We start from the raw sequence: 25,730 nt of genomic DNA, 5'->3' as shown, positions 1-25,730 counted from the left end.
CGTCGCCGGTCGAGGCCGGGCCCGCTCCAAACACCATGGGAGTTGCGAAGCCGCACCAGCGGCTCCATCCCCCGCCACACGGCCGCCGCCTCCGAGGGCCGCGGCGATGGCGGAGCCCAGGGCCGACCGGCGGGAGATGTGTTGCACGCGGGATGCCTCCCGGGCATTGCGTGCGAACGTGTTCGACACTACGGTCCTCGGCGATCAAGGCGGTTGGCGGGCGCTGCCATTGAGGCAGAAGAGGCGGAGACAGCGCATGCGGCAGCGGACGGCACAGGTCATCCAGAACCCGGTACTGGCCGGTTCGCACCCCGATCCGTCCCTCGTGCGCGTCGGTGACGACTTCTACCTTGCGACCTCGACGTTCGAGTGGCACCCCGGCGTACGGCTGCACCACTCCCGGGACTTGGCGCACTGGCGACCGCTCGGCGGAGCCCTGGACAGCGCGCGCCTGCTGGACCTCACCGGCTGCCCCGACTCGGGCGGGGTCTGGGCACCCAACCTCACGCACGCGGGCGGCCTGTTCCACCTCGTCTTCAGCAACGTCTCGACGTACGCGGGCGGCTTCACCGACTGCCCCAACCACCTCACGACGGCCCCCTCGATCCACGGCCCCTGGTCCGACCCGGTGCCGCTGCACGCGCGGGGCTTCGACGCGTCCCTCTTCCACGACGGTCCCGACAGCTGGTTGCTGAACCTGGTCCACGACTGGCGGCCGGGCCACGGCGGCTCGGCCGGCCTGGAGGCGACCCGCTACGACCGCGCTGCGCGCCGCCTGGTCGGCGACCCGGTGCGGCTCGTGCTGCCTCCGCAGGCCGGCTGGATCGAGGGCCCCAACCTCTACCGCCGTGCCGACTGGTACTACCTGCTGACCGCGGACGGCGGCACGGGCTACGACCACCAGGTCACCGTCGCTCGCTCCCGCACCCTCACCGGCCCTTACGAACGGGACCCGCACGGCCCGCTGATCACCGCCCGCCACCACCCGGACCTGCCTCTGCAGAAGGCCGGACACGGCAGCCTGGTCGAGACCGGGAAGGGCCAGTGGTACCTGGCCTATCTCGTCGCCCGGCCCCACGGCCACCGAGGCCCGTGCGTACTCGGCCGCGAGACCGCGCTGGCACCCGTCACCTGGACTCCCGACGGATGGCCGCGCGTCCCCACCGGCCTGCCCGCCCTGGAAGTACCCGCCCTGGACCTGCCTGCCGACGAACCCGACGCGCCTGGGGCCGAAGCCGTCGAGTTCGACGGCTTCGACCGACCGGTGCTCGGGCCGCAGTGGTCCACGCTGCGGCGCCCCGCGACACCCGACTGGCTCACCCTCACCGCCCGCCCGTCCCACCTCCGGCTACACGGCGGCCGCTCCCCGCAGAGCCTGATCGGCCCCAGCCTGGTCGGCCGCCGGGTGACCTCCCTCGACGGCGCGTTCGAGGCGACGATCGAGTACAGGCCGCGTTCCTTCCAGCATCTGGCCGGGATCACCGCGCACTACAACACGCGCAATTGGTACTTCCTGCACGTCACCGCGGACGACGAAGGGCAGGCGGTTCTCCGTGTGGCACGCTGCGACCGCGGGGCGTTGACCGTGGACGAAGCCGACGGGGTACCCCTCGGCGAGACGCGTCGGCTGCGTCTCGGTCTCGACCTCCGGGGACCCGTCCTGCGCTTCCGCTACGACACCGGAGACGGTTGGCACTACATCGGCCCGGCGCTCGATGCCACGGTGTTGTCCGACGAGCACGCCGAGGAGTTCGAGAACGGGCAGATCCGGGCTCTCGGCTTCACCGGCGCGTTCGTCGGAATGTGGGCCTGGGACCTGGCCGGAGGCGGCCTGCCGGCCGACTTCGACGAGACGACTTGGCACAACGCCCTCTGAAGCCATCGGGCCCCGTCGTCGCCGTCTACGGGGGTGCGGGTAGTCCTGGTCACCGGGGGGCAACGCCCGTCCAACACCAATGGGGCAGATCCGAGGTCAACGGACGGCGACACCGGCTTGTGGCGTGGTCGTTCGCGACCCGTCGGCGCCGAAAAGGGTGCCCGTGTATGAGCAAGCGTCGGCCCCGCACGATCAGCGCCTTGTCCCAGAGACGGCTGATGAGTGAGTACATCGGGATGTTCGTTCGTCCGACGTTCACGAAAAGGCAGTCCCCTGCCAGCCAGTTCGGCGCCGGCTCGAAGTCGAACTGCTCCGATGACACTGCACTCGCCCCGCCGCTCCGTTCCGGTCTCGCTCGCGTGGTTTCTGCCGTCGTCCCCGGAAGGAGCCCGCCGCGGTCCCGGGTGGCCGGGCTGCGGTGCGTACGGGGTCGTCCGACAATGAGGTGGTGGGGTGCGTGTCCGGCCCGCCCACGACGCCTCGGCGGCGTCGGCCCGAGAGGAACGTGCTCATGCGCGCTGAGTCTTCGCCGGCCGCGCGGACGGGGGCCTTCATCGCGGTCGCCCTGGCCCTCTTCTGCATCCAGCTCGACTTCTTCGCGCTGAACCTGGCCGTCCCGGGGATCGCCGAGGAGTTCGGTGTCACCGCCTCGGCCGCCCAGTGGACGCTGTCCGCGTACATGCTCGCCATCGGCTGCTGTTTCATCGTGGGCGGCAGAGTGGGCGACGTCTTCGGGCGCAGGGGCATCCTGCTTGCCGGGACGACGCTGTTCGCGGCCGGGTCGGTCGGCTGTGCGCTCGCGCCGGGGCTGTGGCCGCTGGTGGGGGCACGGATCGTGCAGGGCATCGGTGCCGGCTTCGTCTTCCCGGTGGCGGTGTCCGTGATCACCAACGTCTTCCCGGACACGACCCGGGCGCGTGCGCTGGGGGCGGCCTTCGGGATCGCCAACGTGGGCACGGCGCTGGGACCGTTCGTCGGCGGCGGTTTCACCGAAGGGCCCGGCTGGCGCTGGATCTTCTGGCTGCTCGCGCCCTTGAGTGTGCTGGCGCTGATCGTGGCGTACGTGTGCGTTCCCGACTCCCGGGACCTCTCGGCTCCCCGCCAGCTCGATCTCGCCGGCTGTCTGGCCCTGGTGTGCGCCTTGGCGGCGCTCACGCTGGCCGTGGAGCGGGGCAGCGCCTGGGGCTGGGACCATGCCCGCACGCTCACCCTGCTGGCCGTCGCCGTGGTGGCGGGCGGGCTGTTCGTGCTGCGGGAGCGGACGGCCCGGCATCCGCTCATCGATGCCCGGCTCTTCCGCAACATCCCCTATGTCCTGGTGACGGGCGCGGGCTCCGTCACCAACATGGGCTACGCCGTCACCGTCTTCGTCTCGACGCTGTACCTGCAGCAGGTGCGGGGCCTGTCACCGCTTCAGGCGGGCTTGGTGTTCCTGGCGCCCGCGGTGCTCGTGGCCTTGAGCGGGCCGCTCGGCGCCAGGCTGTCCGCGCACATGCGGCCGACGGTGGTGATGGCGCTGGCCGGGACCATCGCCGGTACGGGCATGGTCATGCTCAGTCATGTGACGACCGGGTGGCTGTACGTTGTGGTGTTCGCCTGGTGCGGGCTGGGCCTGGGGCTGGGCTGGACCTTTGCCAGCGTCGCCACACAACAGGTCGTGGCGCCCGACCGGGCCGGCGAGGCGTCGGGCGTCCTGCTGACGTTCTTGGTCACGCTGGGCGGCGTCGCGCTGGCGGCGGCCGCGGCCGCGATCACGGCGATGACGCCGGAATGGTCGCCGGAGGCGGCGTACGACGCGATCCTGCGCGCGGGCGGGGCGGTGATCCTGGCGGCTTCCGTCGTCGTCATGGCCGTACGCCACCGGCTCGTGGTCCTGGGCCAGGTCCCGCCACTCGGCTCGCGCCCGACGCACGGCGGGAGCCCGCCGTGAAGGGCGGGGCCGAGCGAGCCGAGATCCTGCACCGGTCGGCGCGGGTGACACTGGCGGCGTCCGCGGGGTTCTACGCCTTCCTGTACGGGCTCGACGAGCCAGTGCTGGCGCTGTACGCGCTGTTCGCGCCCATCGCTCTCGGGCTGCTGTCCTCGATCCCGGGGTCCGGGCGCCAACGCGCCGCGGTGATGCTGAAGGCGCTGCCGGTGGGCCTGGTGCTGGTGGCACTGGGGACCGTGCTGGCGGTGCAGACCTGGGCGGCGGTGCTCGGGATGCTCGTCGTCGGCTTCCTCCTGGCCTTCGCGGCCATCGCGGGGCCGCGGCCGGCCGGGGCGGCACCGGGACTCCAGCTCTTCTACATCCTGGCCTGCTTCCCGCCCTACGAACCGCAGACCCTCGGGATGCGGCTGGCCGGGCTCACCGTGGGCGTGGTGCTGCTGGCGCTGTGCGAGCTGTTCCTCCTGCCGCAGCCTGCGGGCGAGACGTACCGATGGAGCCTCGCAAAGGCCGTGGCGACCGCCGGCGACACCCTCGCCGACCGCATCAGCCCCTCGCCCGAGGTCCTGCGCGCCGCGGGCGCGCGGCTGCGGCTGTCCAAGATCCCGCCCGCGGAACGCCCCGCGGGCCCGGGCCGTGCGATGCGCGGTCTTTCCCAGGCAGGTTCCGGGGCCCGCCGGCTGCTCGAACAGCTGGCCCATCTGACCGAGACGGGACAACTGCGCGACCTCCTGCGGGACGGCGGCCGGGCCGACATACGGGACGGCTGCCGGACGGACGAAAGGGGTGGCGGCCGTACCGACCCGGCATCCCCGTGGCTGCTGCCGCAGGTGACGTCTCTGTGCGACGAGAGTGCCGCGGCCCTACGGGCGGGCCGGGCGGCCACGGGCCCGCCGCGCATGGACGAGGCGATCGGCGCCTTCCAGGAGATGCGCGTGCGACAGGCGGCGGAGTCGGCCGCCGACGAGCTGGCGTTGGTGCCGGTGCTGCGTCGGCAGGCCGCTCTGCTGGCCGTCGCCGAGTCGGTGCGCATCCTGGAAATCTCCGTACGGGTCGGCCTCGACGGGCGGCGCACCCCGCCGATCGAGCCACGCGAGCTGTTCTGGTACACGGAGGCGTCCACATCCCGGCTGTGGCTGCGCCGGATCGTCGGCAACATGACGCTCCGCTCGGTGCAGTTCCACAACGCGGTCCGGATCGCACTGGCCCTCGGCGCGGCACGGCTGGTCGCCGGTTCACTCGACCTGACCCACGGGTTCTGGGTACTGCTGGCGGTACTGACGCTGAGCAGGACCACCGTAGGGGCGACCTGGGCGGCCATTCGCGAGGCGGTGGCCGGGAATCTCGTGGGTGCCGTCGCGGCGGGCGCCCTGCTCATCGGCGTCGGACAGCACACCGACACCTACGCCGCGATCCTCGCGCCGGGCATGCTGCTCGCCTTCGCGCTCGGGCCGCTGCTCGGCATCGCCTGGGCGCAGGGACTGTTCACGCTCGTGGTGGCCACCGCGTTCGCCCAGATCGCGCCGGCCACCTGGCGGCTGGCCGAGGCGCGGATCGTGGACGTGGTGACCGGCAGCGCCATCGGTCTGCTGTGCGCGATGCTCGCCTGGCCGGCCGGCGCACGCCAGGAGGTGCGCAGGACCATGGCAGGGCTGCTGCGCGAGTGCGGGCCGCTGATCAAGGAGACTGCCGCGGTACTGACGGCCGTGCCACCGGGCTCCGCACCTCCCCCGTCGACCCTGCCCACCCTGCACCGGCTGCGCCTGGCCGAGTCCGCCTACGACCAGTTCCGCAGTGAACCGGCCACCGGCGCCTCCGCCGGCGCCGACTGGCACGGCCTGCTCATCGCGGCCCGCCAGATCCTGCTCGGGGCCCAGTGGCTGCCCCGCTTCGACATGCCCTCGCGTGCCCTGTCTCCGGACGCCGTGGAACGGGCCCGGGCCGATGCCCGGGCGGTGGCCGGAACCACCGATCGGCTCGCGGCCCTGTGCACCGGGGAGCGGCCGCCGCCGGACGGAACGCGGCCAGAACCCTCGTGGCCGCCCACACAGCCGCTGCCGACGCTGGTCGACTTCGAGGTGTGGCTGGCCAGCCTGGCCGCCCAGCTCTCCCGCGTCGAGGCCGGCCTGCCGGGCGCGGGCGGCCGCGCGGCGGCCGAGGCGACGGGCGGTGCGTCGGGCGGTGGCACCGCCCGCTCCGTAACCGGTCCCGGCGGGCACGGAAGCTAGGGCGCGGGCCGTGTCCTGCGGAAGCCTTCGTGCCGGGCTGCGGCCCCCGTCCCCGCGCCGGGGGTGGGCGTGGTGGCTGCCGCTGATCGCGGTGGCAATCGACGTGCTCGCCGAAGTGATCGTCAGGGGCCGCGAACCGGTGAGCTTCATGCTCATCGCCGTACCGCCGCTCGCGGCCGCGACGCGCGGCCCGCGGGGCACCGCGCTGTCGGCCGTGGTGTGCCTGGGCCTGGAGATGTGGATGGCCGCCCGTCGCCCCGGCCACTTCGACGAGCAGCACCATGTCGCCGTCTACGCCGCCACGTTCCTCATCGGTATCGCCAGCGTCGCGCTGGCCTGGCAGCGGGAGCGGACCCGGCAGCACCTGATCCGGGCCAACTCGGTCGCGGAAGCCATGCAGCGGACCCTGCTGCGGCCCGTGCCGCGCCGGCTCGGGCCCGTCCATGCCGCCGGGTTCTACGAGGCCGGGGAGGGCGGCACGCTCGTCGGCGGGGATCTGTACGACGTATGCGAGACGCCCTTCGGGGTACGGGCGATCATCGGCGACGTCCGCGGCAAGGGGCTGGACGCGGTCCAGACCGTCGCGGCGGTGCTGGGCAGCTTCAGGGTGTCGGCCCACGAGTGGCAGAGCCTGAGCAGTCTGGCCGAACGGCTGGAGCTCAGTATCGCCCGCAACAGCCCGGCTGGTGACGAGGGCGACCCCGAGCTCTTCGTGACCGCGCTGGTGCTGGAGTTCGCGCCGGGCGGCGGCGAGGTGCGGATCGTCGACCGCGGACACCCCTCGCCGCTGGTGATCGGGCCGCACGGCGCCCGCCGGCTGGTCACGGCGCCCGGGCTGCCACTGGGCCTGGGCGCCCTGGCGGCAGGCGGAGACGACACGACGGTGCATCCGCTGCGGCCTGGGGAGGTGCTCGTCGTGCACACGGACGGAGTGAGCGAGGCGCGCGACGCGGACGGCGTCTTCTACCCGGTCCTGCAGCGGCTCGGCGAACGGTTCCGAGGCGAGCACGCCCCGGACCCGGAGGCAGTCGTGTCGTTCGTGCGGATCGACAGCGAACGCTGGTCGGCGAGGTCCGACAACGACGACCGGGCCGTCCTCGCGCTCCGCCTGGACGGTACGGCGCCGCGACAGGGCACCGGGGACACCGGCGCCGCCCGCCGGGGACCGCATCGCTAGGCTCGCCGAGTAGCCCCGGCCTGCGGAATTGATGGACCGCGGGAACAGCTCCCCGCCCGCGGTCATCCTGTCGTCGCTTCCGGCCCGGCCGGTCCTCGTGCGTGTGGGTGGACTCCGCGGCAGACGTATGTGATGCGCGGACGCGGCCGATACAACCGTCACTGGATCCCCGTTGCCCAGGGGCCGCATGCCGCCGACAGCCTTGCCTGCCCCGACTGCGACCCGCGCAGGACGGGCGCCGGCGGCTGACCGGCTGGAAGCCGAGGCGCCCTGAGCCGTGGGAGCTGACTGCGGGCCGCCGTCGACGGTGCATACCCTGCCTCAGGTGAGCCTCTCCAAGGCAGCGGCCGTTCCTCGCACTTCGTTACTCAGCATCTCGAAGCGTGGAGAACGGCCGCGTCGCATGCACCCGGATCCCGGGGATCTCAGCAGGTCGAGTGACCCGCGACGTCAAACGTCAAGCTCAGAACCCGATGGCCTCGCGGAGCAGCAGAACGATGCCCTGGCCGAGACGGGATTCCGCGTTGAGGACCAGGAGTTGGTTGATGGCGCTGGGCTGCCCGTACGCCATCTGGGCGCGGGCGGATTCCAGCGGGAGGGCGTGTTCGTCGAGGCGGCGCAGCGCGGTGCTCAGGTCGGGCACCACCTTCTGCGCCCCGACGATCCAGATGGCGCGCCCGGCGCCGCCGGCGTACGCGGGCAACTGGCTTCCGCTGGCCGAGGCGACCACGAGGGAGCCGGTCTCGGTGAGCGCGGCGACGCTACCCACGACGATGTCGGGGCCGGCGACCAGCCGCCGGATGTCGTCGGCCTCGGTGGCCCGGTCCATGGCCAGCGCGCGGGGCTTGACGGCCCGGTACCGGCCGCTGGTGTTGATGTCGTCGTCGATGCCGGACAGCCGGAGAGTTTCGCTGGCCGCGGTGAACACGCTGGCGTTCTCCGGTATCAGTTCCTTGACGCGGGTACGCGCGGCGGCGGCATCATCGAGGATCTCGACGGTGAAGTTGTGTGCCGCCAGCGCGGTGGCCGCCCGCTCCAAGCGGTGCGCGGGCGCCGGATCCGTGAACGGTGTCGCCGAGGCCGAGATGGTCATCATGCCTCCTGGGCTGCGTCGGGTGTGCCGGGTCGCGGGGCGCGGAGGTCCCTGGCCGGCGGGTCGTCAGGCGCACCCTCCGCGCGCGGCGCCGAGCCCGCCAGCGGGGTGGTGTCGAGGTACCTGACCTCGTAGACCCGCTCGGTGAACCTCCAGCCGTCCGGGGTGCGCCGGTAGCGGTCGTGGTAGATGGCGTAGTTGAGTCCCTGGCGGCCGTCCCGCGTACGCGCGATCTCCTGCATGTAGGCGCGGCCGGTCGCGGTGTCGCCGTCGATCTGGATCGTGCCCGGATGTGTGTTCTGCACGAAGAAGTCCCACTGCGCCTGCAGCCGCTCGCCCCCGGCACGGATCTCCTCCCGGCCGATCAACTCGATGGGGATGTTGGGCATCCGCAGCACGCCGTCCGGCGTGAACAGCGACGCGAGGCGGGCGCGGTCGCGCATCATCGCCGCGTCGGTGAACTCACCGCGCAGCGCCTCGATCTCGACGCGGTCGGCGATCGCTTGAAAATCGGTCATCAGCTTCCTCCATTCCGTTCGACTGGTACGACAACGCAGCCGTTCGGAATGTGAGGCGACGGGACGGACCTCACAATCCGGTGCGCTGTCTTGTCGAAGAGATGAGGACAGTTGCGAGGCAAGGGAGTACGCGACACCATGACCAACCGATTCGAGCCGGGACACGGTCGGCCCGATCCTGCCCTGAGCGCGATCATGAGCGAGCGGCGCCAGTTGATCAATCTGGCGTACCGGCTCCTCGGCTCGCTGGCCGACGCCGAGGACGTCGTGCAGGAGACCTACGCCCGCTGGTACGCCATGCCGCGGCGGCAACGGGATGCCATCGCCTCACCCGGCGGCTGGCTGACGACGGTCGCCAGCCGCATCTGCCTCAATCTGCTCGGCTCCGCCCGAGCGCGGAGGGAGCGCTACGTGGGCGAATGGATCCCCGAGCCGCTTCCCGAACGCCGGGAGTGGACCGACGGGGTTACGGCGGACCCGGCGGACCGGATCACCCTCGACGAGTCGGTCAACATGGCCTTCCTCGTCGTACTCGAATCCATGACGCCGGCCGAACGCGTCGCCTTCATCCTCCACGACGTCTTCCGCTACTCGTTCGCCGAGGTGGCTGAGATCGTCGGCCGTACGCCGGCGGCCTGCCGCCAACTGGCCTCCTCCGCCCGCCGTCGCATCCGCGCGTCGCAGGCTCCGGCAACACCGACGACCGCCCAGGCCGGCATCGTCCGGGACTTCAAGCGGGCATGGGAGGCGAAGGACGTCAGCGCCCTCATCGGCCTCCTCGACCCCGACGCCACTGTGATCGCCGACGGCGGCGGCCTGGTCGGCGCCGTGCTGCGGCCGATCGCGGGTCGCGAACGGATCGCCCGCGCCTATCTCGACGTCGCCCGCATCGCGCCCGACCTGACGCTGCTGGAGCGTACTGTCAACGGCCAGCCCGGCCTGATAGCCCAGCAGCACGGCATCACGGTCACCGTGTTCGCGTTCCGGATCGCCGGTGACCGGATCACAAACATCTGGGCGGTACGCAACCCGGAGAAGCTTCGCCCCTGGACAGCGGGTTGATGCCGGGATCGGCTGAAGCGTCAGGGTCTACGAAACCGCGCGCCGGTTCAACGTCGAGGGAACCTCTCGGCTCCGCGCGGCTGAACAGGGCGGGCATCTTGTCGGCGAGGAAACGGCACCCCGAAGAGGGCGTGATCGACCTCTTCCACGGCCCAGTTCAGCGGTGTAGGTGTCGCCCGGTCAGCGAATCCTGGGCAGCGCCTTGTCCGGGTGCGCGGTGTGCACGTACGGCGGTGACGACCGCGCCCGCATCCTGCTCGCTCAGCACTGCGGCGGGCTGCGGCGCACCAGGCCAGCGAAGCCCTGGCCGGCCCAGGCGCCGTAGCTGAACACCACTACGACGCCGAGTCCCGCCGAGCAACGTGTCTTCCGGGTTCACGACCAAGCGATCTCACCGGTTCGGTCGACGAAGCGTCCGGAGCCGGCGCCGGGCTTTTCGGTTGCGAGGCCGACGATCGCGTCCGTCCCTTCGGTGACGGTCTGGTGGCCGCTGTGGCCGTTGAGGTCGGTCGCCGTGTAGCCGGGATCGGCGGCATTGATACGGATGTCTGTCAGCGCTTTGGCATATTGGGTGGTCAGCATCGTGAGCGCCGCCTTCGAGGCGCTGTAGAGCGGCGCGATGGCAGCAGACTCGACCCGCGACGGGTCGTGGGTGAAGGCGAGCGAGCCCATTCCGCTGCTGACATTGACGATGACCGGGTCTGATGATCGGCGTAGCAGCGGCAAGAACGCGGTGGTCGTTCGGACCACACCGGCGAGATTGACATCGAAGACACCGTGGACGTCGGCACCGGTCAAGGTGCTGGGATCACCGGCGGGGCCGTGGATGCCGGCGTTGTTGATCAGAACGTCGATCGAGCCCTCGTGCTCGGCGACATCCGCGGCCGCGGCGGTGACGGACGCGTCGTCGGTCACGTCGATGGGGACGAACCGCGCGCCGAGCGCGGTGGCGGCCTCCGCGCCCTGTTCGGGGTTGCGGGCTCCGACAAGCACGGTGTGACCGAGTTCGATGAGGCGGCGGGCGGTCTCGCGACCAAGCCCCTTGTTCGCTCCTGTAATGAAGATGATCGTCATGCGTTCATTGTTCGTCCACCCGTGGCGCGCGGCCAGGGACGCCTCAACGGTAGGAGCAGCAGTACCACCATCGACATCACGTTTGACGACCGAGGCGCAGGAAGATGGGCAACATGACGACGACACCAGAGGCCGGGCTAGGGGCGATGATCCGTACATGGCGGAATCGGCTGCCCCCGTCGGCCGCGGCGCTGCCGGTGGGCCCGGCACGCCGCGCGGTCGGGCTACGCCGCGAGGAGCTCGCCGAACTCGCCGGCGTGTCGGTCGACTATGTCGTGCGCCTGGAGCAGGGGCGGGCCACGACGCCCTCGGCGCAGGTGGTGGCGTCTCTGGCCCGCGCCCTGCAGCTGTCCACCGCCGAGCGGGATCATCTGTACCGGCTGGCCCACCTCGTCCCGCCGGCGGACGGCGCGATCTCCGGCCACATCCCACCCGGCGTTCACCGTGTGCTGACCCGGCTCGGGGACGTCGCGGTCGCCGTGTTCGCGGCGGACTGGCAGCTGATCTGGTGGAACCGCAGTTGGGCTGCGCTGCTGGGCGATCCCTCAGGTGTGCCACCGCAGCTGCGCAATTTCGCCCGCGAGAGGTTCCCGGTAGGTGCAGGTCCTGTTCGCCTCGGGCTATGGCCGGTGACCGAACTGGACAGGGACGCCACCGACGCCGCCGTCGTGTCCGACCTGCGCCGCGCCACCGGCCGCTTCCCTCACGACACCCGCCTGGCAGAGCTGATCCGCGTATTGAGTGCGGGCAACCAACGGTTCGCCGAACTGTGGGCGAACGGTACGGTGGCCGCGCACCGTGAGGACCATAAAACGATCGAGCACCCCTCGGTGGGCACAGTCACAGTGGACTGCGATGTGCTGACCGACGGCGACTCCGACCTCAAGATTGTGATCATGACTGCCGTGCCCGGCAGCGCGGACGAGACCAAGCTGCAGCTCGCCGCGATCGCTGGTCAGCCGGACCCCACGAACAGCTCGCACACACGCCGGTAGGCAGGGTACGACCGCGCCGAGCGGCTGCCACCGCAAGCCCCGGTGTTGCCAGAACTCGGTTCTGGCAACAGATCTTTGGGAGCGGTCGCGGAGGGTCACTGAAGCAGGTTCATCTTGCGGTGCAGTTCAAAGCCAGCTCGTCCGTGGAGCTGCTTTTGATCTTCGTGATGCGTTCACGGCGCCCTCGATGCCGCCGGAGCTCCACTCCAGGGTGAGGCAGGGCCGCGGCGCAGTCGCGTGACGTCCGTTTCGTGATCATGTGAGTCCGAGGAGGGCGAGCGGTCGGCTGGCGTCGCGGTCGTTGTGCCGGAGTCCGGCGGCGATGCTGCTCTTCCCGGCGAGGCGAAGGGCGCCGATGGCGAAGTTGCGGCAGGTGGCGATGGCGCGGGGTGCGGAGCCGGTTTGCAGCTGGGAGGCGTCCTCGGCGAACGTCACGTCTCGGACGTGGTGCAGGGCTTCGATCTTCCGGTGGCTGCGGATCAGCCGGGCGAGCTCGGCGGGTGTGGCCTGTTCCGCAGGGAGGCTGGTGACCGCGTCGACGGACTTGATGCTGACCTTGCCGGCCTTGCGGTCCACTCGGCGGCGCTTGAGCTGGACGGCCTGGCGGGCGCCGGGAAAGAGCAGGCTGTTCACCGTGCACACCTTGATGCGGCGGATCTCGCCGCGGCCGTGGCCGGTGTCGCGAGGGCGGCCCTGCAGCCGGATCTGCTTCCAGGGAAGGGACTTGAGCTGATTGTGGAGCTTCTTCTGGTTCCCTTTCACGATCACGATTCAGTGCGCGCCTCGGCCGAAAAGGTAGCTGGCGTGCTCTCGCTGGGTGTGCATGGCGTCGCTGGTCACGACCACGCCCGCCAAGTCGGCGAAGGTCTCCAGCAGAGGCTGGAAGCAGCTGATCTCGTTGGTCTTCTCGCCTACGTCGAGTTGGGCCAGGACCAGGCCGGAGAGGTGGTCGCAGGCGGCGAGCAGATGGGTCTTGCGCCCCGTGGGCCCGGCCGCTCCGCGTAGGGTCTTGCCGTCGACCGCCACTGCGTGCAGCTGACCGTCGGCCAGCGCGCCGGTCGGCCAGCCAGCGGCCCACCGCCCTGTCCAGCGCGTCGCCGTCAATGCGGCCCAGCAGCCGCCGCACCGCCGCCTCCGCCGGCGGGAACCGCTTCGGGGACAGCGGATCGGGCCGTACGGCAAGGCACTCCAGGACGGACAGCGGGGCGTCGGTGATCCACTCGCCCACCGCCGGCAGGGAGGTTGCTCCGGCCAGAACCGCGCACGCGGTCAGCCCGAGCACGACGACCAGAGCGTGCCGTACGCCGCGCGGATCACGAGGGTCGGGCACCTCGGCCAGTCGCTCCAGCAGGCCCGGGATCTCCTCGGGCACGGCCCCGGGATGCTCGCGGAGTTGGTCAAAGGCAGGCGGGGTCGGCGATGGTGCGTCGGCAGACACGGTCTTCCACTCGGATCACGGGGGCGTCGAGAACTCCATGATCTTCGAAGCCTGTGCCTGTCACGTTCCCAGAACCCCGTCGAACTGGCAGTTCGTCATAATCGGGCGTCAAGCGACATGCCGAAGCCCTGGCTGCCGGCCCAACGACGAACCCCGCCCTTCCGCGCTGGAAGGACGGGGCTTGCGGTGGGGGCACGTTCGCAGGTCGCGATCGTCGGCAGGGACGGTGCGGTGCGGTGCAGGTCAACCGGGATCTGCCCAACGGTGTCGGGACGGTGCTGCGGGTGATCGGCGATCCATGTCCATGCGGTCCACGTGCCGTGTCACGGGCCGGTGGTGTCGGGCGTTTTCACGCCCGCCCCGGGGCACGTCATCCGCCCGCGGCGTCCTCGGCCTCCCAGCGCAGCAGGTCGCCCGGCTGGCACTTGAGCACCTCGCAGAGCGCGGCGAGCGTCGCGAAGCGGACCGCCTTGGCGCGGCCGTTCTTGAGTACCGCCAGGTTGGCGGGCGTGATTCCTACCCGGTCCGCGAGCTCGCCCACGGACATCTTCCGCCTGGCCAGCATCACGTCGATGTCGACGGCGATCGGCATCAGATCACCTCGTCCAACTCTGCCTGCATCTGCGCCGCTTCGACGTCGCGCGCGACGGCCTGGGCGAGCAGCATCCGCAGCACGAGCACGATGAGCGCGACCCCGAGGATGGCCATGCCGATCCCGCCCATGATGACGGTGACCCCCGGGTCGTCCCGCTGGCCCGGCGCATTGAGGGCCGTGACCGCGAACCACAACAGGGCAACCGCCACGATCGCGCCGATCACGCCGTCCACGTACCGGAAGGCGGCGTGGGAGAACACGGTTCCGCGTCGCACCATCGTCACCAGCCGCCATACGCAGACCAGAGCGACCTGGACCGACACCATGCCCAGGAACGTGATCACGCGGAGCGGGGTCAGCGGGAGCGACCCGTCCTCCGGGTCGCTCCCGCTGGCCAACACCCACACCATCAATGCCTGTACGAACACGGTGCCGGCGAGCACCACCGCGAGCACGGCGCGCAGCGCACGCACTGTCAGCTTCCCCACGACCCATCCTTCCATCGAGTTACGATGGGAATCTATCGAGTTTCGATAGGTGAAGCAAGCGCTGGGGCGGAGGATGGGGCGGCGGGTTCACACCATGGCTGGACGCCGCCGCCCCCTCCCATGGCATGGCGATTGCGCGAACCGTCTTGATCTTGTCGACGTCGGCCTCGCTCGAGCACAAATCGGACGTCACCCGACTACGCCGAAGCCCTGCAGGGTGAGGCCGGCTGTCACGGCGTCGAGGGCTCGGAGCAAGTGGGGTGCGAAGCCGGTGAGGCCCCGGGCAGTTGGCTGGCATCGACGGCGTCGATCCAGGCGGGGATTCGTGGCACTGAGACGGCCGGTGGGCAAGCGGTCTACCTCATCCCTTACGGGTTCCTTTGCTCGGCATGCGACCTCGAAGTGGGCAGCAAGAAGCTGGTCATCACTAGCGACCTGGCCGAGGACGTGATCTTGGACAACGACCACTACGACTACATCGGGGTCGACCCGCCGGTGGACGACGACATCCACAGAGGACGATGAGCCGGCTCGACCAACAGATACGACGAGGCGTCAACAAAACCGTCCAGGCGCTGGAGAAGGACATCCGCACCTGGATCGCCGCTGGGAACACCGACCCGAAGCCTTACGTCTGGACCAACACCGCAGACGAGATCCTCGAACACCTCGCCGGCTATCCGAATGTGTCGCGGCAGGTCATGCGGGTCTGATGCTCAGGCCGGTACTCGGCGAGGCAGCCGTCTACGGCGCCCAATTACGGGCGCTGGATCGTCCCTTCCGCCGAGATGTGGGCGGCGTGCGAGCCGAAGTCCTCCTCCGACACGCTGGAGACGAGGTCGATTGCCTCGCCGCCCGGCTCCGGCGTGCCGGGCTCCACGATCTGGGTCGGGCGCAGGCGCCCGGACACGTAGGTGCCGTCGGCGCGGAGGGTGACTTGCAGCACGCCGCTGATTGAGAGTGTGCCGCCGAGGCTGAGCACCTTGTAGCCGGAGAAGTTGCCCAGACTGTAGGCGATCAGTCGGCCCTTGTAGAACTCCATTCCCCGTATCACGTGCGGGCCGCTGCCCACGACGAGGTCGGCGCCGGCGTCGATCACCGCACGGCTGAAGCGGTAGCTGTCGCCGCGGTTCTCGCCGAGGAAGTACTCGGTGCCGGGTTCTACGTGGGTGCGGTCCGAGCCCTCCGCGCCGGCGTGCATCGTGACGATCACGATGTCCGCCATCGTTGCGGCGCGGGCGGTGAGTCGCTTTGCGGCGGGGATGTTCGTGAGGTCGTTCGACCCTCGGTCGGGAGCGAACCCGATCAGTGCGACCCGGATGCCGTGTACCCGCTGGATGGTGATCTGGCCCAAGCGGCCGGTGAACGGCAGGTTCACGGAGCGCAGGGCGGCGAACGTCTCGCGCCGCCCCTCCGCCCCGAAGTCGTCGATGTGATTATTCGCCGTGTTCATGACGGTGAACCCGGCCTTCTTGAACCAGCGACCGTAGGACGGCGGGGTGCGGAACGCGAAGCAGTTCGGGCTGTCGTTGTCGTAGCACTTGCTGGGGCCGCCGGTGGTGAGTGTGCCCTCCAGGTTCCCGAGCACCACATCGCCGGCGAGCAGGTCGTCGACAGGGTCGAAGAATGAGGCGCCACCATCCGGCGGCAGGTCGTCCGGCAGCGAGCCCATCACGACGTCCCCCACGGCAGCGATCCGCACGTTGCCTGTAGGGCGCGGCGGCGCCGGTGCACCGGACGCCGTGATCCCGGTCGTCCTTGGGGGGGCCTGGGCGGAGCCGATGGAGGCTGTGCCCTCGGAGCCGGCACGGAACACGAACGTCGCAGCGACCACCACACCGGTTCCGACCAGGCCGAGGGCGAAGAGGCGGTGACGGCGCACCGCCTTCTGCCGTTCGCGCCGCTGCTGAGGACACTGTCCGCCGGACGTGATCACCGGCTCATGCTACGAAGCAGGCACCCATCCTTCACGCAGGATCATCCACCGGCGTGTTCCCGACGCCGTACCCGTTCGCGCTCGACGCTGTCCGCGCCGCCTCGCGGCACCGGCCGCCGAGCCGATCAGGCGGGCGTAGTGTCCGGCAAGGCGGCATCCCAACCGGTCCCGCAAGGCACTACGAGTTCAACCTCAGTAGTGCTCTTCGATCCGAGCGGGCGGTGCTGACGGCGGCGGCTGTTGGTGCGCATGATGTCCTAATGGCGCGACTCCACGACATCGTCATCGACTGTGCTCATCCCGCCGGCACTGCCCGGTTCTGGGCAGCTGCCCTGGACGGATACGCCGTCGCCCCCTACGACGACGCGGAACTCGCGCGACTGCGCGCGCAGGGGATCGCCGGCCCAGAGGACGACCCAACTGTCCTCATCGAGCCGCGAGACAGTGGGCCTCGCTTGTGGTGCCAGCTCGTGCCGGAACCCAAGCGCGCGAAGAACCGCCTCCACCTGGACCTGCTCTCCGGCGATCTGGAAGCCGAGAGCAACCGACTCGTCGCGCTCGGCGCCACTGTCCTGGCCCGCCATGAGGACCACTGCGTCCTGACCGACCCCGAGAAAAACGAGTTCTGCCTGTTCCCGCTACGCCCGTGAACCTCTTCCGCGGGCGGCCTGCCAGGGGTGGGACGATCTCCGGCGTGGCTCGTGTGATCACGGCGTCGGAGCCGTCCTGGACAGCCCCGTTCACCGGGCTGAGCGCCCATCGCTTCGGCAAGCTGGTGGCTACGTCGCGGCGGGAGGGCGCCGATGCAGCCCGCAGGGGCCGACCGTGGGGATGATGCCGGGAAGACCGGGTGCTGCTGGTCGCGGCGTACGGAACTGCTGGTCACGGCGTACTGGCGAACCAACTTGACGGTGCGACAGCTTGCCCCGCGGTTCGGCGTCTCGAAGTCCGCTGCCTTCCGGAACCGGGCTGGTCATCCCGCACCGTGCGCCGGCCGAGCAAAGCGAACTTGCCGCCTGGAAGGCCGAACACAACCGGCTGCACAAGCAAGTCCGCGCTCGCGTCGAGCACGCCTTCGCCCGCATCAAGAGCTGCAAGGTCCTGCGAGACTGCCGCCTCAAGGGCGACGGCATTCACCACGCCATGCGCGGCATTGCCCGGCTACACAACCTCGCGCTCACCGGATGGCAGACCAGACTGCTCAGACCCCGGCTTGCCTACACAACGCCGAGATCATTTACGGGACACCCTTGAGGCGCCGCCTCGGACGTGTCACGAGGCGCGCGGCAGCGCGAGCCAGTCCTGCCAGGTGATGTCGCGGCCCAGACAACGGGGCTGCTGGAAGGGCCAGTCGGCGGCGATCCACTGCGGCACCAGCGCGTCGAGCGCGCGCTCCACCTCGCCGCCGACAAGGTCGTCCACTACCCACCAGGAGACCTCACCGTCGGAGCCGGTGCGCTCGGGCGGGTCGATGTAGACGCAGCCGAGGATCGCCGTCTCCTCCTCGTCCAGCAGCGCGTAGTTGAACGACTGGTGCACGGCTATCTCCTTCTCGTGCCGCAGCAAGTCGATGCGGTCCTCTTCAAAGGTCATCGTCTCCTTGGGCCAAGCCCAGGCCGGGCCAAAGATCTCCCACAAGCGCTCTCGGGACCCCATCACGGCGGGGTAGTCGAGTGCGGTGTCCGCCTCCCGGATCGGCCGCAGGTGAAGTGCGGTGTCGGGCACGGGCACGTAGACGGGGTGGACGAAGTCGTCAGGAAGCCAACTCATAAGGTCCGACGCTACAGCCGGTCGCGCGGGATGATCCAGGCGACGCGGGCGCCACGGCGGACGGCCACCAGGCTTCGACAAGACCGCCTGCGAGCAGCGCAGGCACCATCTAGCGCTGCATCAATCGGCTCAAGCAGTGGCGTGACATCGCCACCCGATACGACAAGACCGCCCGCATCTACCAAGCCGCCCTGTACATCGTAGCAATCTTCCTCTGGACCAAGTGATCCAACAGGCAGGCTCTAGGGGCGCACCGCACTCAGCTGGGCCGCCGTCGACGCCATGCGGGTCGGGGGCTCCCAGGTCCAGGTGCGGACGGAGGTGAAGCCGGCCGCGGAGACCGTGGTCGCGAGGGTGGGGAGGTCGGTGGGGAGCCACTTCTCGTGGGTGGAGAGGAGGAGGCGGCCGCCGGGGCGCAGGACGCGGTGGAGTTCGGCGAGGGCGGCAGGGACGTCGGGCCAGAGCTGGAGATTGTTGACGGAGATCACGACGTCGACGGTGGCGTCCGGTTCGCCGGTGTGGGCGGCGGTGCCGGGGGCGAGGCGGAGGCGGCCGCGTGTGATCAGGGGTGCGCAGCGGCGGCGGGCCATGGCGCGCATGACGTCTGAGGGTCGATGCCAATGACACTGGCCGAGCGTTGGGCGGCGGCTTCGAGGCCGACGCCGGGGTCGGGGCCGATGACGAGGACGACGTCCTGTTCGGCGGGCGCTGCGAGGGCGACGGCATGGCGTTCGGTGGCGGCGTTGCCGTGGGCCATGAGCCGGCCGCCGAGACAGCCGAGCAGCCCACTGGGCCGGCCGAAGCCCTTGGTCAGGAGCCGATGCGTGATGCTCTCCACGTCCACATCGAAGCACGCGACCCCGCCACACCTCCCGCACCGCAGCGGGCCGGCGCGAATGCCGAGTCAGATGGGATCGACCTCGGGCTGTCGGTGGCCGGGGCACGGGTGGTGGATCTACGTCTCGCGCGTGGCGTGGAGGGCGTGGCTCGCTTCGGTTGGGGCCGCCGTGCGAGGAGCCGCTCCAACCGAAGGCGTGCGGTCGCGGGTCAGGACGGCACGGCGCACCGGTCTGGGTAGCTACCGGTGGGTGGTCGAGGGGACCTTCGCCTGGCTGCACGGTTTCAAGCGACTGCGCATCCGCTGGGAGCGACGTGACGACATCCGCGAGGCCTTCACAGACTCGCCTGCTGCCTCATCACGCACCAGGCAACTCGGGGCACTATGCTAGCCGTTGTTGGTGAGGGACCTGGCCCTTGCGGACGTCGCATAGTACGGGGAGCGACGCCAGTTCTCGCGACCTACGGCAGACAGTGCCGGCTTCCATAGATGGACGCCGTGCCGACGCTCCCACCAGATCGCAGTCCGCCAGGTGTGAAGGAGTCCGAGGCCCAGTATCAGCTGAACGCCCAGGCCAAAGAGCGGCCAATGGGCGACGTACGCACCGCCCAGCGTCACCAGGAGAACGAAGGCCGCCACGCGAACGCAGCCCCGCCGCAGCTGGCGAGTCCGCTCCTCGTTCGGCCCCGGCACCGACGCATCTTCGACCGCCACAGCGGAGCTGAACGCACGCAGCTGACGCGGCCGGGACACCAGAAGATTGACCGCCCAGAGCAGCGCCAGAACGACAACGCCGCCGATCTGAACGCGCCCAGCGGTGCCGGAGAGCCTCAGATCATCCATGGTGAAGAAGATCAGTACGTCTGCGGGAATCCCCACCAGGATCCCTGTCAAGCCCTCGCCCAGCTCAGCAGGAACAATCCGCACAAGCGGCGGCGAACCAGCCATGGCAGTTTTCATCCTCCCCCGTCGCCGACCTTCCTACATCGAACACCGCCCGCCCACGCCTGTCGAGGGCTCGCCCGACCTCCTGGGCTGCGAGGACCCTTGCCGGAGGCAATCGCCAAGTTGACGAGGTCTGCTCACCCCCGGCGACAGCCGAAGCTGACCACAGAGGGTGCCGGACAACGGAACAGCCGATAGCGGTGAGATCGATTCTTCCTGGCGATACACACCCTGATGTATGCCAATACGGGGTGCGTACCGTCGAAAAGGAGCGCGTACGCGACTGCGGTAGCGCCTCGGCGGAATGCGGACGAATCAGCTCAGCTCTTGGCGAGTGCTTCGCGGCGGATCCACTGGAGCAACGTGGGGTTGTCGACAGTGGTGACGACGCCGATGGTGGAGGTAGCGGTCGTCGTCCAGCAGGGCCAGCATGCTCGCGGCCAGGTCCGGAGTACGAGTGCGGGTCGACCCCGCTCGAGCTGACCACGGCGAGCCGACGCACCCGGTGCGGCTCCATCGTGGCGACAACATTGCCCGCACCCGCACCCGCACCCGCACCCGCACCCGCACCCGCACCCGCACCCGCACCCGCACCCGCATGACCATCATCTTCCTGACGTAAGCGTGTGTCTTCGCTACCCGAGACAAGACAGCCCGGCCGTCTGTGACATGGGAGGGACGACAGTTGGGCGCAGAGCCCCCGTGGGATCAATGCCTACGGGAGTTCCCGCACAGCGGCAGCCACCGACGGCGCCCGCGGCCGGAATCCGTAGGCCACCGAGCGATCTGGGCCTGCGTCAGATCCAGCTGGCGCCGTTCGACCCTCAGGCGATGTCGCCGCCCACGCCGGGGATCCGACGGCAAACGCGGCGGACGAGGGACCGGGTCTCCAGCCCCTTCTCCACGGACAGTAGGTACGCGGAGGGCGAGGAGGCTCGGAGGGCCTGGCGTTCGCCGGTCACCGTCCGAGCCAGGCCGGCCAGGGCCAAGGTGACGCCGGTGACAGTGCTGACCAGCGGGCCGGCGTACACGCCGCTCGCCATGCCCGCCAGCGCGGCCGGGACGGCGAACTTCAGATTCGCGGCGCTGAACGCGGTGTCGATGCCGAGCCCGCGCATCGCTCGCCGCAGCTCCTCCAGGGGACGTTCGAATCTGCGCCCTACCTCCATAAAGACATAGCGACCGCGCTCGCCGAAAGCCCCGCCCGCTGAACAGAGCCCTGGCCCGTCGCCACGGGGGAAGGCGACGGGCCAGGCCTACCGCCACGGTGCCACACCTGCCCGATACGCGCAGTCCCTCCGCGAAGTCGCCTCCCCCGAAATGCCGCGCCTGCTGGAGGCCCTGCCGAAGTGGGAGTAGCGGTCCGAGAACTCCTCCTGACGGGACACGGTTTCACGCCACCTGTCCGGGCGCGCGGAGGCTTCAGCGGGATCCACTCCCGGACACGCTCACTCGGCCTTGTGCTCTACGCCCCGATTTCCCGGGCACGGCTGTAGCTTCTTGCTGCGGCGCAAGCCACCTGCAGACGACGTTCGATCAACGACGTTAGGTTCCCCCCCACATGACTGAATCCGGTTCCGGGCAGTCGCCGGCCTCTGAGTCGGGGGATGCGTTGCGGCTCTCCGCCGCTGGCGGGGCGGCATCAGCGTGGATCACGCTATTGACCACTGAGCACTACAACCTACAGACCGCGCGCGCTGGCACAATCGGTGAAGCCAACGGGCGTGCCAGCATGTTCCTTGGCGCAGTGTCGGCCGGCCTTATCGCGCTCGGCTTCTACGGTCACTCCGGGCGCAATGCGGGTACCACTATCTTTCAAGTCGTGGTGCTCTCCTCCGTGGCCTTCCTCGGCCTGGTTACCTTCGTCCGATGCTTGGAAATCTCAATCGACGACTGGCAGTTCTGCCGCCGCATTACCCAACTGCGAGCGATCTACGCGGAATTGGTGCCAGAGTTGGCTGACAACCTTCGCGCGGTCGCGGGAGCCGAACAGGCGATCGTGATGCTGACACCCAGTCGCAAGCCGTTCCAGCGGATGCTCAGCGTCGCAGGCAGCGTGGGCGTCATCACCAGCGTAGTTATCGGCGCGGACGCAGGAATCTTGGTCTACGGTTTGAATGCACCGCTTGCCGCGGCTCTCCCCGTCGGGGTAGCGACCGGACTGCTCGCAGTTTATGCCACCGTCCGCTTCCAGAGTGCCCGCTGGAAAAGCGTAGAGGCGTTCCTGGCGGAATGAACGTGGCTTGGGGTCTGGCACAACTGGTGGCGGAGCGACGCTGGCCCCAGAAGGACCCACAGCTGCGGTACACCCATCGAAGCCAGGCGGGCCTCGTCCTGCTTGCTGCCATGTTCGACGAGGCAAAGCGGGACACAGGTAGGGCAACCGGCCGGTAGGCCGCGGGCAGCGGCCCGGGGTCGCTCGCGCGGTGGGCTGACCAGCAAGGTCCACCTCGCCGTGGACCGGCGCTGCCGCCCGCTGGCGTTCGTGCTCATGCCCGGGCAGGCCGCCGACAGGCCCCCGTTCGTCGCGGTGTTGGAGACGTTCAAGGTGCGCGGGCCGGTGGGCCGTCCGCGCACCCGACCCGACGCGGTAGCTGCCGACAAAACACCCCATGCGGTTACGGGTCAAACCGCGATGGTGGCCTGCAGAGAGGCCGGAGAGGCGAATGCGGCGGTATCGGCGCCCTACCGGCGAGCCGGACGCCGATGCCGCTCAGGTCAGGCTGGCGAGGTGACCGCTCGGCCGAGGTGTCGGTCGAAGAACCGGACCGCGCTGTCAGCCTCGAACCTCGGCAGCTCCTTGTGCATGCCTGCGTTGGCGTGCAGTGTCTTCTCCTTCGAGGCGAAGGCGTCGAACAATGCGAGACCGGCGTCGCGCGGGATGTGCTCGTCGTCCCACTGGAGCATGAATTCGATCGGGATGGTGATCTGCTTCGCCATCTTGGCCAGGGAGTCGGGCCAGTGGAGACCGAAGACCGCGGCGGTGATTCTGGGTTCGATCGCCGTCAGCGGCACGCCGATCGCGGTGCCCATGTTCAGGCCGAAGTAGCCGACCGGCCCTTCGGTGCCGATCTCCGGAAGGTCCTGGAGGGCGTCCAGGGTCGCCTGCCACTCGGGTACGCCCGCTGCGCGGCCCGGACGCGCCCGAGCTGGACGAGGACGACGAAGGCGTGGACTGAACGCCCACATCGGGTGACGCGGGCATATCAGGTGGCCGGGGTGCTCGGAAAACGCAAGCGCCGGTAAGGGAGCTGATGTCAGGCTGCCTGGTATGTCTACTGACGTTGTCGCTGTGATGTCGTCAAGGTGAGGCCGGTTTCGGCGAGGCATCCGTCGATGCGCTTGCTGCGGTACTGAATCTGGCGGAGACCGTGCCGAAGCGTGCTGATGAGGTGGTCGGGGTCGGTGAAGGCGGTGTTGGTCTGGCTGCTGCGCCGCAGCAGGGACCAGATGCCCTCGACGGGGTTGAGGTCGGGTGCGTAGGCCGGCAGAAAGTAGCAGGTGATCCAGTCGTGGGTGTCGATGAACTCCCGTAATCGGCGGTCTTTGTGGACGTTGAGGTTGTCCCACACCAGCACGATCGGTGCGCCGAGTTGCCGGTGGGCGGCGATGAGCAGGTCGCGATAGTCGGTCCAGGTGAAACTGCGTCTGCCACCGCGTTTGTGATCGAGATGCCGTTTGGGCCGGTAGATCAGCCGTGAGTGTTCGCCCTGCTTGTAGCAGGCGAGCGCGGCAACGGAGAAGCGGCGCTGGGAGCGTCCCCGGACCCGGATGACGGGTGTGTGGCCGCGTCGGGCCCAGGTCCGTGCGGTGGGCGGCGTCATCGAGAACCCGGCTTCGTCTTCGAAGCACAGCCAGGCGTCGAGCGCCGCCACGGCCCTTCCACCTGCGGCCAGGTCTCCTTCACCCAGCCCGCCACGGCCTCCTCGTCGCGCTCGATGGCTCGGCGGGCTGGGACCTGGTGACTGAAGCCGTGCCGGTGCAGCATCCGCGCGATCGCCGACAGCGTCATGCTTTTGTGGAACCGGCGCCCGATCAGCGTCTTGATCCGCGCCAGCGTCCACGTCTGGTCCGGCCAGCCATGGGCGACCGGCCCTTTGGCCAGCTCCTGCTCGAGCACGGCGAACAGCTTCTCGCTCAGCTTGGGCAGCGATACCGGTCCGGCAGACCGCAGCCCCTCCGCGCCGGCGTCGTGCCAGGCCCGGCGCCAGCGCTGCACCGAGCGCACACTCACCCGTAATTCCTTGGCGACCTCGGCGGTGGAGGCACCGACTGCGAAGCGCTCCGCGGCCTCCAGCCGGATCCGCTCGCGAAACGCCTGCCGTTCAGGCGTCAGCCCACCACCCTGCGGATATCTCACACAACCGGCATACCGCGACGATCACACATCGTCATCCCTCAACGACATCACGCCGCAAAAGTCAGTAACTAAGCCTTGATTGGTGCGGCCGACCTGGCGGCCTGCTCGATCTTCGCGCAGTAGGTTGCACGGGCTTCCTCGTCGATCTGCATCTCGTGTTCGGCGCGCACCCCGGTCCGGCCGTCGAGGCCCTCGCGCAGGATATCGGCGTGCCCGGTATGCCGGATGGACTCGCCGAGGACATGGACCATGATGGCGAACAGGTTCGTGTTGGGATAAGGCTCCGGCCACCACGGCACGTGGCCGGGGGCGTCGAGGGGAAGCTCGTTGATCGTCGCGTCCGAGTGTTCCCACGTGCGCCGGTAGAACCCGATGATCTGATCGCGGGTCTCGTCCGCGGTCGCCCACAGATCGCTGCCGTTGGAGTCCTGCCACCGGGGCAGCGGTTCCGGGGAAGGGCGGTCGAAGACCTCGCCGAAGTACCTGGCCTCGACGCTGGCCACGTGTTTGACCAGGCCGAGGAGGTTGGTCCCGGTCGCTGTCAAAGGTCGGCGGGCGTCATATTCGGACAAGCCGTCGAGTTTCCAGAGCAGCGCCTTGCGGTCCCGCCGCAGTCTCCCGTGCAGGTTGTCTTTCGCGAATTCATCGATCATGCGGCATGAGCCTGCCATGGGCTGCTCGTGGTCTCAAGATCCCGTACATGGTCCGCAACGACTGGCAGAGCCGAGGCCTGGCCATGGCCGCCGTTGTTCACGCTCACGGACGGCACTGCCTCGGGGCGAAGAGCGGGCGCCGTCGCCGGCCTCTGGCGGCCGCGAGGGCGTAAGGCCGAACGGGGCGGCGGGAAACGGGCAGAACCCTCACCAGGGTTCAACCCTGCGACCGAGGATCGAACCCTGACCGCCTGTCGTCAAACGATCGTTTGACGACAGACGGTCGACGTGTCCAATGAACCCGGACATTCCGGGGCCTCGGAGCGCTGTCGATCCACAGTCGTCTTCGAGGAGGACGGCGGCACGTCCAGCCGCCTCCACCCCCTCCAGCGGCCGAAGTTCCGCGCACTCCTCGACTACGCCCGGCCCGGGGACACCGTCCACATCTCCGTTCGCCGCGGTCGGCTGTCGGGATCGCCGCAACCTTTGGATCTGACATCAACACGATCTCGTTCATGCACTGATCATTGCCGACCACCCACTCAGCGGTGGCCGCCCTGCGCGTCCTTGGTCAGAAGCCTTCGTTCCGACCTCGTACCGTCGCGTTGGCGACACTGTGGCTCAGGAGACAACTCCCCCACGACGTCTGCCGCAACGCGATGGGGAATGATCAGCTTGAACGCAGCAGGCCCCTTGTGCCTCATGTGCCTCATGTGTGTGCCTCATGTGCCTCAAATCTGTCGGCATATTAAGATCG

At 69.6% G+C, this 25,730-nt stretch carries 27 protein-coding genes and 6 pseudogenes; 15 read left to right on the top strand and 18 right to left on the bottom strand.

The window, feature by feature from the left end:
- The first annotated feature begins 256 nt into the window (after positions 1-256).
- The 4 genes from AB5J53_RS44640 (at position 257) to AB5J53_RS44625 (ending at position 7,208) form a co-directional block, all read left to right on the top strand.
- Positions 257-1,876, top strand: coding sequence for a family 43 glycosylhydrolase (locus tag AB5J53_RS44640; RefSeq protein WP_369251285.1), 1,620 nt, complete (start codon positions 257-259; stop codon positions 1,874-1,876).
- Positions 1,877-2,387: 511 nt separating this feature from the next.
- Positions 2,388-3,806 carry an MFS transporter gene (locus AB5J53_RS44635; protein ID WP_369251284.1) on the top strand — a complete coding sequence of 473 codons (1,419 nt, stop codon included), beginning with the start codon at positions 2,388-2,390 and terminating at the stop codon, positions 3,804-3,806.
- Positions 3,803-6,031, top strand: coding sequence for an FUSC family protein (locus tag AB5J53_RS44630; protein WP_369251283.1), 2,229 nt, complete (start codon positions 3,803-3,805; stop codon positions 6,029-6,031). The genes AB5J53_RS44635 and AB5J53_RS44630 overlap by 4 nt, the downstream gene beginning before the upstream one ends.
- A gap of 10 nt (positions 6,032-6,041) precedes the next feature.
- Positions 6,042-7,208 carry a PP2C family protein-serine/threonine phosphatase gene (locus AB5J53_RS44625; protein ID WP_369251282.1) on the top strand — a complete coding sequence of 389 codons (1,167 nt, stop codon included), beginning with the start codon at positions 6,042-6,044 and terminating at the stop codon, positions 7,206-7,208.
- A 463-nt stretch (positions 7,209-7,671) separates the two neighbouring features.
- On the opposite strand, the gene AB5J53_RS44620 is transcribed toward AB5J53_RS44625, so the two are convergent.
- Complete coding sequence (locus tag AB5J53_RS44620) at positions 7,672-8,301, bottom strand: LUD domain-containing protein (RefSeq protein ID WP_369251281.1); 630 nt, start codon at positions 8,299-8,301, stop codon at positions 7,672-7,674.
- Positions 8,301-8,819, bottom strand: a complete 519-nt coding sequence (locus tag AB5J53_RS44615; protein WP_369251280.1) for a nuclear transport factor 2 family protein — start codon at positions 8,817-8,819, stop codon at positions 8,301-8,303. The genes AB5J53_RS44620 and AB5J53_RS44615 overlap by 1 nt, the downstream gene beginning before the upstream one ends.
- Before the next feature lie 138 nt (positions 8,820-8,957).
- Between AB5J53_RS44615 and sigJ the strand changes: the two genes are divergently transcribed.
- Entirely contained in the window at positions 8,958-9,881 is a 924-nt protein-coding gene (gene sigJ, locus AB5J53_RS44610) for an RNA polymerase sigma factor SigJ (protein WP_369251279.1), read from the top strand.
- Between the two features lie 375 nt (positions 9,882-10,256).
- Here sigJ and AB5J53_RS44605 read toward each other — a convergent pair whose 3' ends face one another.
- Complete coding sequence (locus AB5J53_RS44605; protein WP_369251278.1) at positions 10,257-10,955, bottom strand: SDR family NAD(P)-dependent oxidoreductase; 699 nt, start codon at positions 10,953-10,955, stop codon at positions 10,257-10,259.
- A gap of 113 nt (positions 10,956-11,068) precedes the next feature.
- Between AB5J53_RS44605 and AB5J53_RS44600 the strand changes: the two genes are divergently transcribed.
- On the top strand, positions 11,069-11,950 hold the full coding sequence (locus tag AB5J53_RS44600) for a helix-turn-helix transcriptional regulator (protein ID WP_369251277.1): 882 nt from the start codon (positions 11,069-11,071) through the stop codon (positions 11,948-11,950).
- 255 nt (positions 11,951-12,205) lie between these two features.
- Here AB5J53_RS44600 and AB5J53_RS44595 read toward each other — a convergent pair whose 3' ends face one another.
- From AB5J53_RS44595 to AB5J53_RS44575, 5 genes and pseudogenes are all read right to left on the bottom strand, one after another.
- Entirely contained in the window at positions 12,206-12,712 is a 507-nt protein-coding gene (locus tag AB5J53_RS44595) for a hypothetical protein (RefSeq protein ID WP_369251276.1), read from the bottom strand.
- A gap of 9 nt (positions 12,713-12,721) precedes the next feature.
- Complete coding sequence (locus AB5J53_RS44590; RefSeq protein ID WP_369251275.1) at positions 12,722-13,054, bottom strand: transposase; 333 nt, start codon at positions 13,052-13,054, stop codon at positions 12,722-12,724.
- Between the two features lie 19 nt (positions 13,055-13,073).
- Positions 13,074-13,280 (bottom strand): annotated as a pseudogene (locus AB5J53_RS44585) (transposase family protein); the annotation flags it as partial.
- 478 nt (positions 13,281-13,758) lie between these two features.
- Positions 13,759-13,980 (bottom strand): helix-turn-helix transcriptional regulator, encoded by a 222-nt coding sequence (locus tag AB5J53_RS44580; RefSeq protein ID WP_010981499.1) that lies wholly within the window; start codon positions 13,978-13,980, stop codon positions 13,759-13,761.
- The gene (locus AB5J53_RS44575; RefSeq protein ID WP_369244512.1) at positions 13,980-14,471 is read right to left on the bottom strand and encodes a DUF2975 domain-containing protein; all 492 of its coding nucleotides are present in this window, start codon (positions 14,469-14,471) and stop codon (positions 13,980-13,982) included. Before AB5J53_RS44575 ends, AB5J53_RS44580 begins: the two co-directional genes overlap by 1 nt.
- A gap of 402 nt (positions 14,472-14,873) precedes the next feature.
- On the opposite strand from AB5J53_RS44575, the gene AB5J53_RS44570 reads away from it, so the two are divergent.
- Positions 14,874-14,996 carry a hypothetical protein gene (locus AB5J53_RS44570; protein ID WP_369251274.1) on the top strand — a complete coding sequence of 41 codons (123 nt, stop codon included), beginning with the start codon at positions 14,874-14,876 and terminating at the stop codon, positions 14,994-14,996.
- On the top strand, positions 14,993-15,184 hold the full coding sequence (locus AB5J53_RS44565; protein WP_369251273.1) for a hypothetical protein: 192 nt from the start codon (positions 14,993-14,995) through the stop codon (positions 15,182-15,184). The genes AB5J53_RS44570 and AB5J53_RS44565 overlap by 4 nt, the downstream gene beginning before the upstream one ends.
- A 44-nt stretch (positions 15,185-15,228) precedes the next feature.
- Here AB5J53_RS44565 and AB5J53_RS44560 read toward each other — a convergent pair whose 3' ends face one another.
- Positions 15,229-16,407: a CapA family protein gene (locus AB5J53_RS44560; RefSeq protein WP_369251272.1), complete on the bottom strand. Its 1,179-nt coding sequence runs from the start codon at positions 16,405-16,407 to the stop codon at positions 15,229-15,231.
- A 260-nt stretch (positions 16,408-16,667) separates the two neighbouring features.
- Here AB5J53_RS44560 and AB5J53_RS44555 point away from each other — a divergent pair, with 260 nt between their 5' ends.
- Entirely contained in the window at positions 16,668-17,057 is a 390-nt protein-coding gene (locus AB5J53_RS44555) for a VOC family protein (RefSeq protein ID WP_369251271.1), read from the top strand.
- A 44-nt stretch (positions 17,058-17,101) separates the two neighbouring features.
- Positions 17,102-17,661 (top strand): annotated as a pseudogene (locus tag AB5J53_RS44550) (transposase).
- A gap of 18 nt (positions 17,662-17,679) precedes the next feature.
- On the opposite strand, the gene AB5J53_RS44545 reads toward AB5J53_RS44550, so the two are convergent.
- Positions 17,680-18,177 (bottom strand): N-acetyltransferase, encoded by a 498-nt coding sequence (locus AB5J53_RS44545; RefSeq protein ID WP_369251270.1) that lies wholly within the window; start codon positions 18,175-18,177, stop codon positions 17,680-17,682.
- Between the two features lie 125 nt (positions 18,178-18,302).
- On the opposite strand from AB5J53_RS44545, the pseudogene AB5J53_RS44540 reads away from it, so the two are divergent.
- A pseudogene (locus tag AB5J53_RS44540) lies at positions 18,303-18,404 on the top strand (IS5/IS1182 family transposase); the annotation flags it as partial.
- Positions 18,405-18,419: 15 nt separating this feature from the next.
- Here the strand turns inward: AB5J53_RS44540 and AB5J53_RS44535 are convergent.
- Positions 18,420-18,776 (bottom strand): class I SAM-dependent methyltransferase, encoded by a 357-nt coding sequence (locus AB5J53_RS44535; protein ID WP_369251269.1) that lies wholly within the window; start codon positions 18,774-18,776, stop codon positions 18,420-18,422.
- On the bottom strand, positions 18,740-19,015 hold the full coding sequence (locus tag AB5J53_RS44530; protein ID WP_369251268.1) for a hypothetical protein: 276 nt from the start codon (positions 19,013-19,015) through the stop codon (positions 18,740-18,742). Before AB5J53_RS44530 ends, AB5J53_RS44535 begins: the two co-directional genes overlap by 37 nt.
- 196 nt (positions 19,016-19,211) lie before the next feature.
- On the opposite strand from AB5J53_RS44530, the pseudogene AB5J53_RS44525 reads away from it, so the two are divergent.
- A pseudogene (locus AB5J53_RS44525) lies at positions 19,212-19,375 on the top strand (transposase); the annotation flags it as partial.
- A 27-nt stretch (positions 19,376-19,402) separates the two neighbouring features.
- Here the strand turns inward: AB5J53_RS44525 and AB5J53_RS44520 are convergent.
- Complete coding sequence (locus tag AB5J53_RS44520) at positions 19,403-19,963, bottom strand: hypothetical protein (protein ID WP_369252965.1); 561 nt, start codon at positions 19,961-19,963, stop codon at positions 19,403-19,405.
- 427 nt (positions 19,964-20,390) lie between these two features.
- On the opposite strand from AB5J53_RS44520, the gene AB5J53_RS44515 reads away from it, so the two are divergent.
- Positions 20,391-20,582 (top strand): hypothetical protein, encoded by a 192-nt coding sequence (locus AB5J53_RS44515; protein WP_369251267.1) that lies wholly within the window; start codon positions 20,391-20,393, stop codon positions 20,580-20,582.
- Between the two features lie 202 nt (positions 20,583-20,784).
- On the opposite strand, the gene AB5J53_RS44510 is transcribed toward AB5J53_RS44515, so the two are convergent.
- Positions 20,785-21,129 carry a DUF6236 family protein gene (locus AB5J53_RS44510; RefSeq protein ID WP_369251266.1) on the bottom strand — a complete coding sequence of 115 codons (345 nt, stop codon included), beginning with the start codon at positions 21,127-21,129 and terminating at the stop codon, positions 20,785-20,787.
- A 392-nt stretch (positions 21,130-21,521) separates the two neighbouring features.
- Between AB5J53_RS44510 and AB5J53_RS44505 the strand changes: the two genes are divergently transcribed.
- Entirely contained in the window at positions 21,522-22,196 is a 675-nt protein-coding gene (locus AB5J53_RS44505; RefSeq protein WP_369251265.1) for a hypothetical protein, read from the top strand.
- Positions 22,197-22,367: 171 nt separating this feature from the next.
- Positions 22,368-22,472 (top strand): annotated as a pseudogene (locus AB5J53_RS44500) (IS5/IS1182 family transposase); the annotation flags it as partial.
- 206 nt (positions 22,473-22,678) lie between these two features.
- On the opposite strand, the pseudogene AB5J53_RS44495 reads toward AB5J53_RS44500, so the two are convergent.
- From AB5J53_RS44495 to AB5J53_RS44480, 4 genes and pseudogenes are all read right to left on the bottom strand, one after another.
- Positions 22,679-23,080, bottom strand: a pseudogene (locus tag AB5J53_RS44495) (alpha/beta hydrolase); the annotation flags it as partial.
- 155 nt (positions 23,081-23,235) lie between these two features.
- Complete coding sequence (locus AB5J53_RS44490) at positions 23,236-23,784, bottom strand: transposase (protein WP_369251986.1); 549 nt, start codon at positions 23,782-23,784, stop codon at positions 23,236-23,238.
- Positions 23,781-24,320 (bottom strand): transposase, encoded by a 540-nt coding sequence (locus tag AB5J53_RS44485; RefSeq protein WP_369243776.1) that lies wholly within the window; start codon positions 24,318-24,320, stop codon positions 23,781-23,783. Before AB5J53_RS44485 ends, AB5J53_RS44490 begins: the two co-directional genes overlap by 4 nt.
- A gap of 68 nt (positions 24,321-24,388) precedes the next feature.
- Positions 24,389-24,973, bottom strand: a complete 585-nt coding sequence (locus AB5J53_RS44480; protein WP_369251264.1) for a DinB family protein — start codon at positions 24,971-24,973, stop codon at positions 24,389-24,391.
- Positions 24,974-25,730 lie beyond the last annotated feature (757 nt).

It is taken from the genome of Streptomyces sp. R41 (assembly GCF_041053055.1).
Classification (GTDB): domain Bacteria; phylum Actinomycetota; class Actinomycetes; order Streptomycetales; family Streptomycetaceae; genus Streptomyces.
Note: the sequence above shows the minus strand (reverse complement) of the source record. Positions and strands in the feature narration are given on the sequence as shown.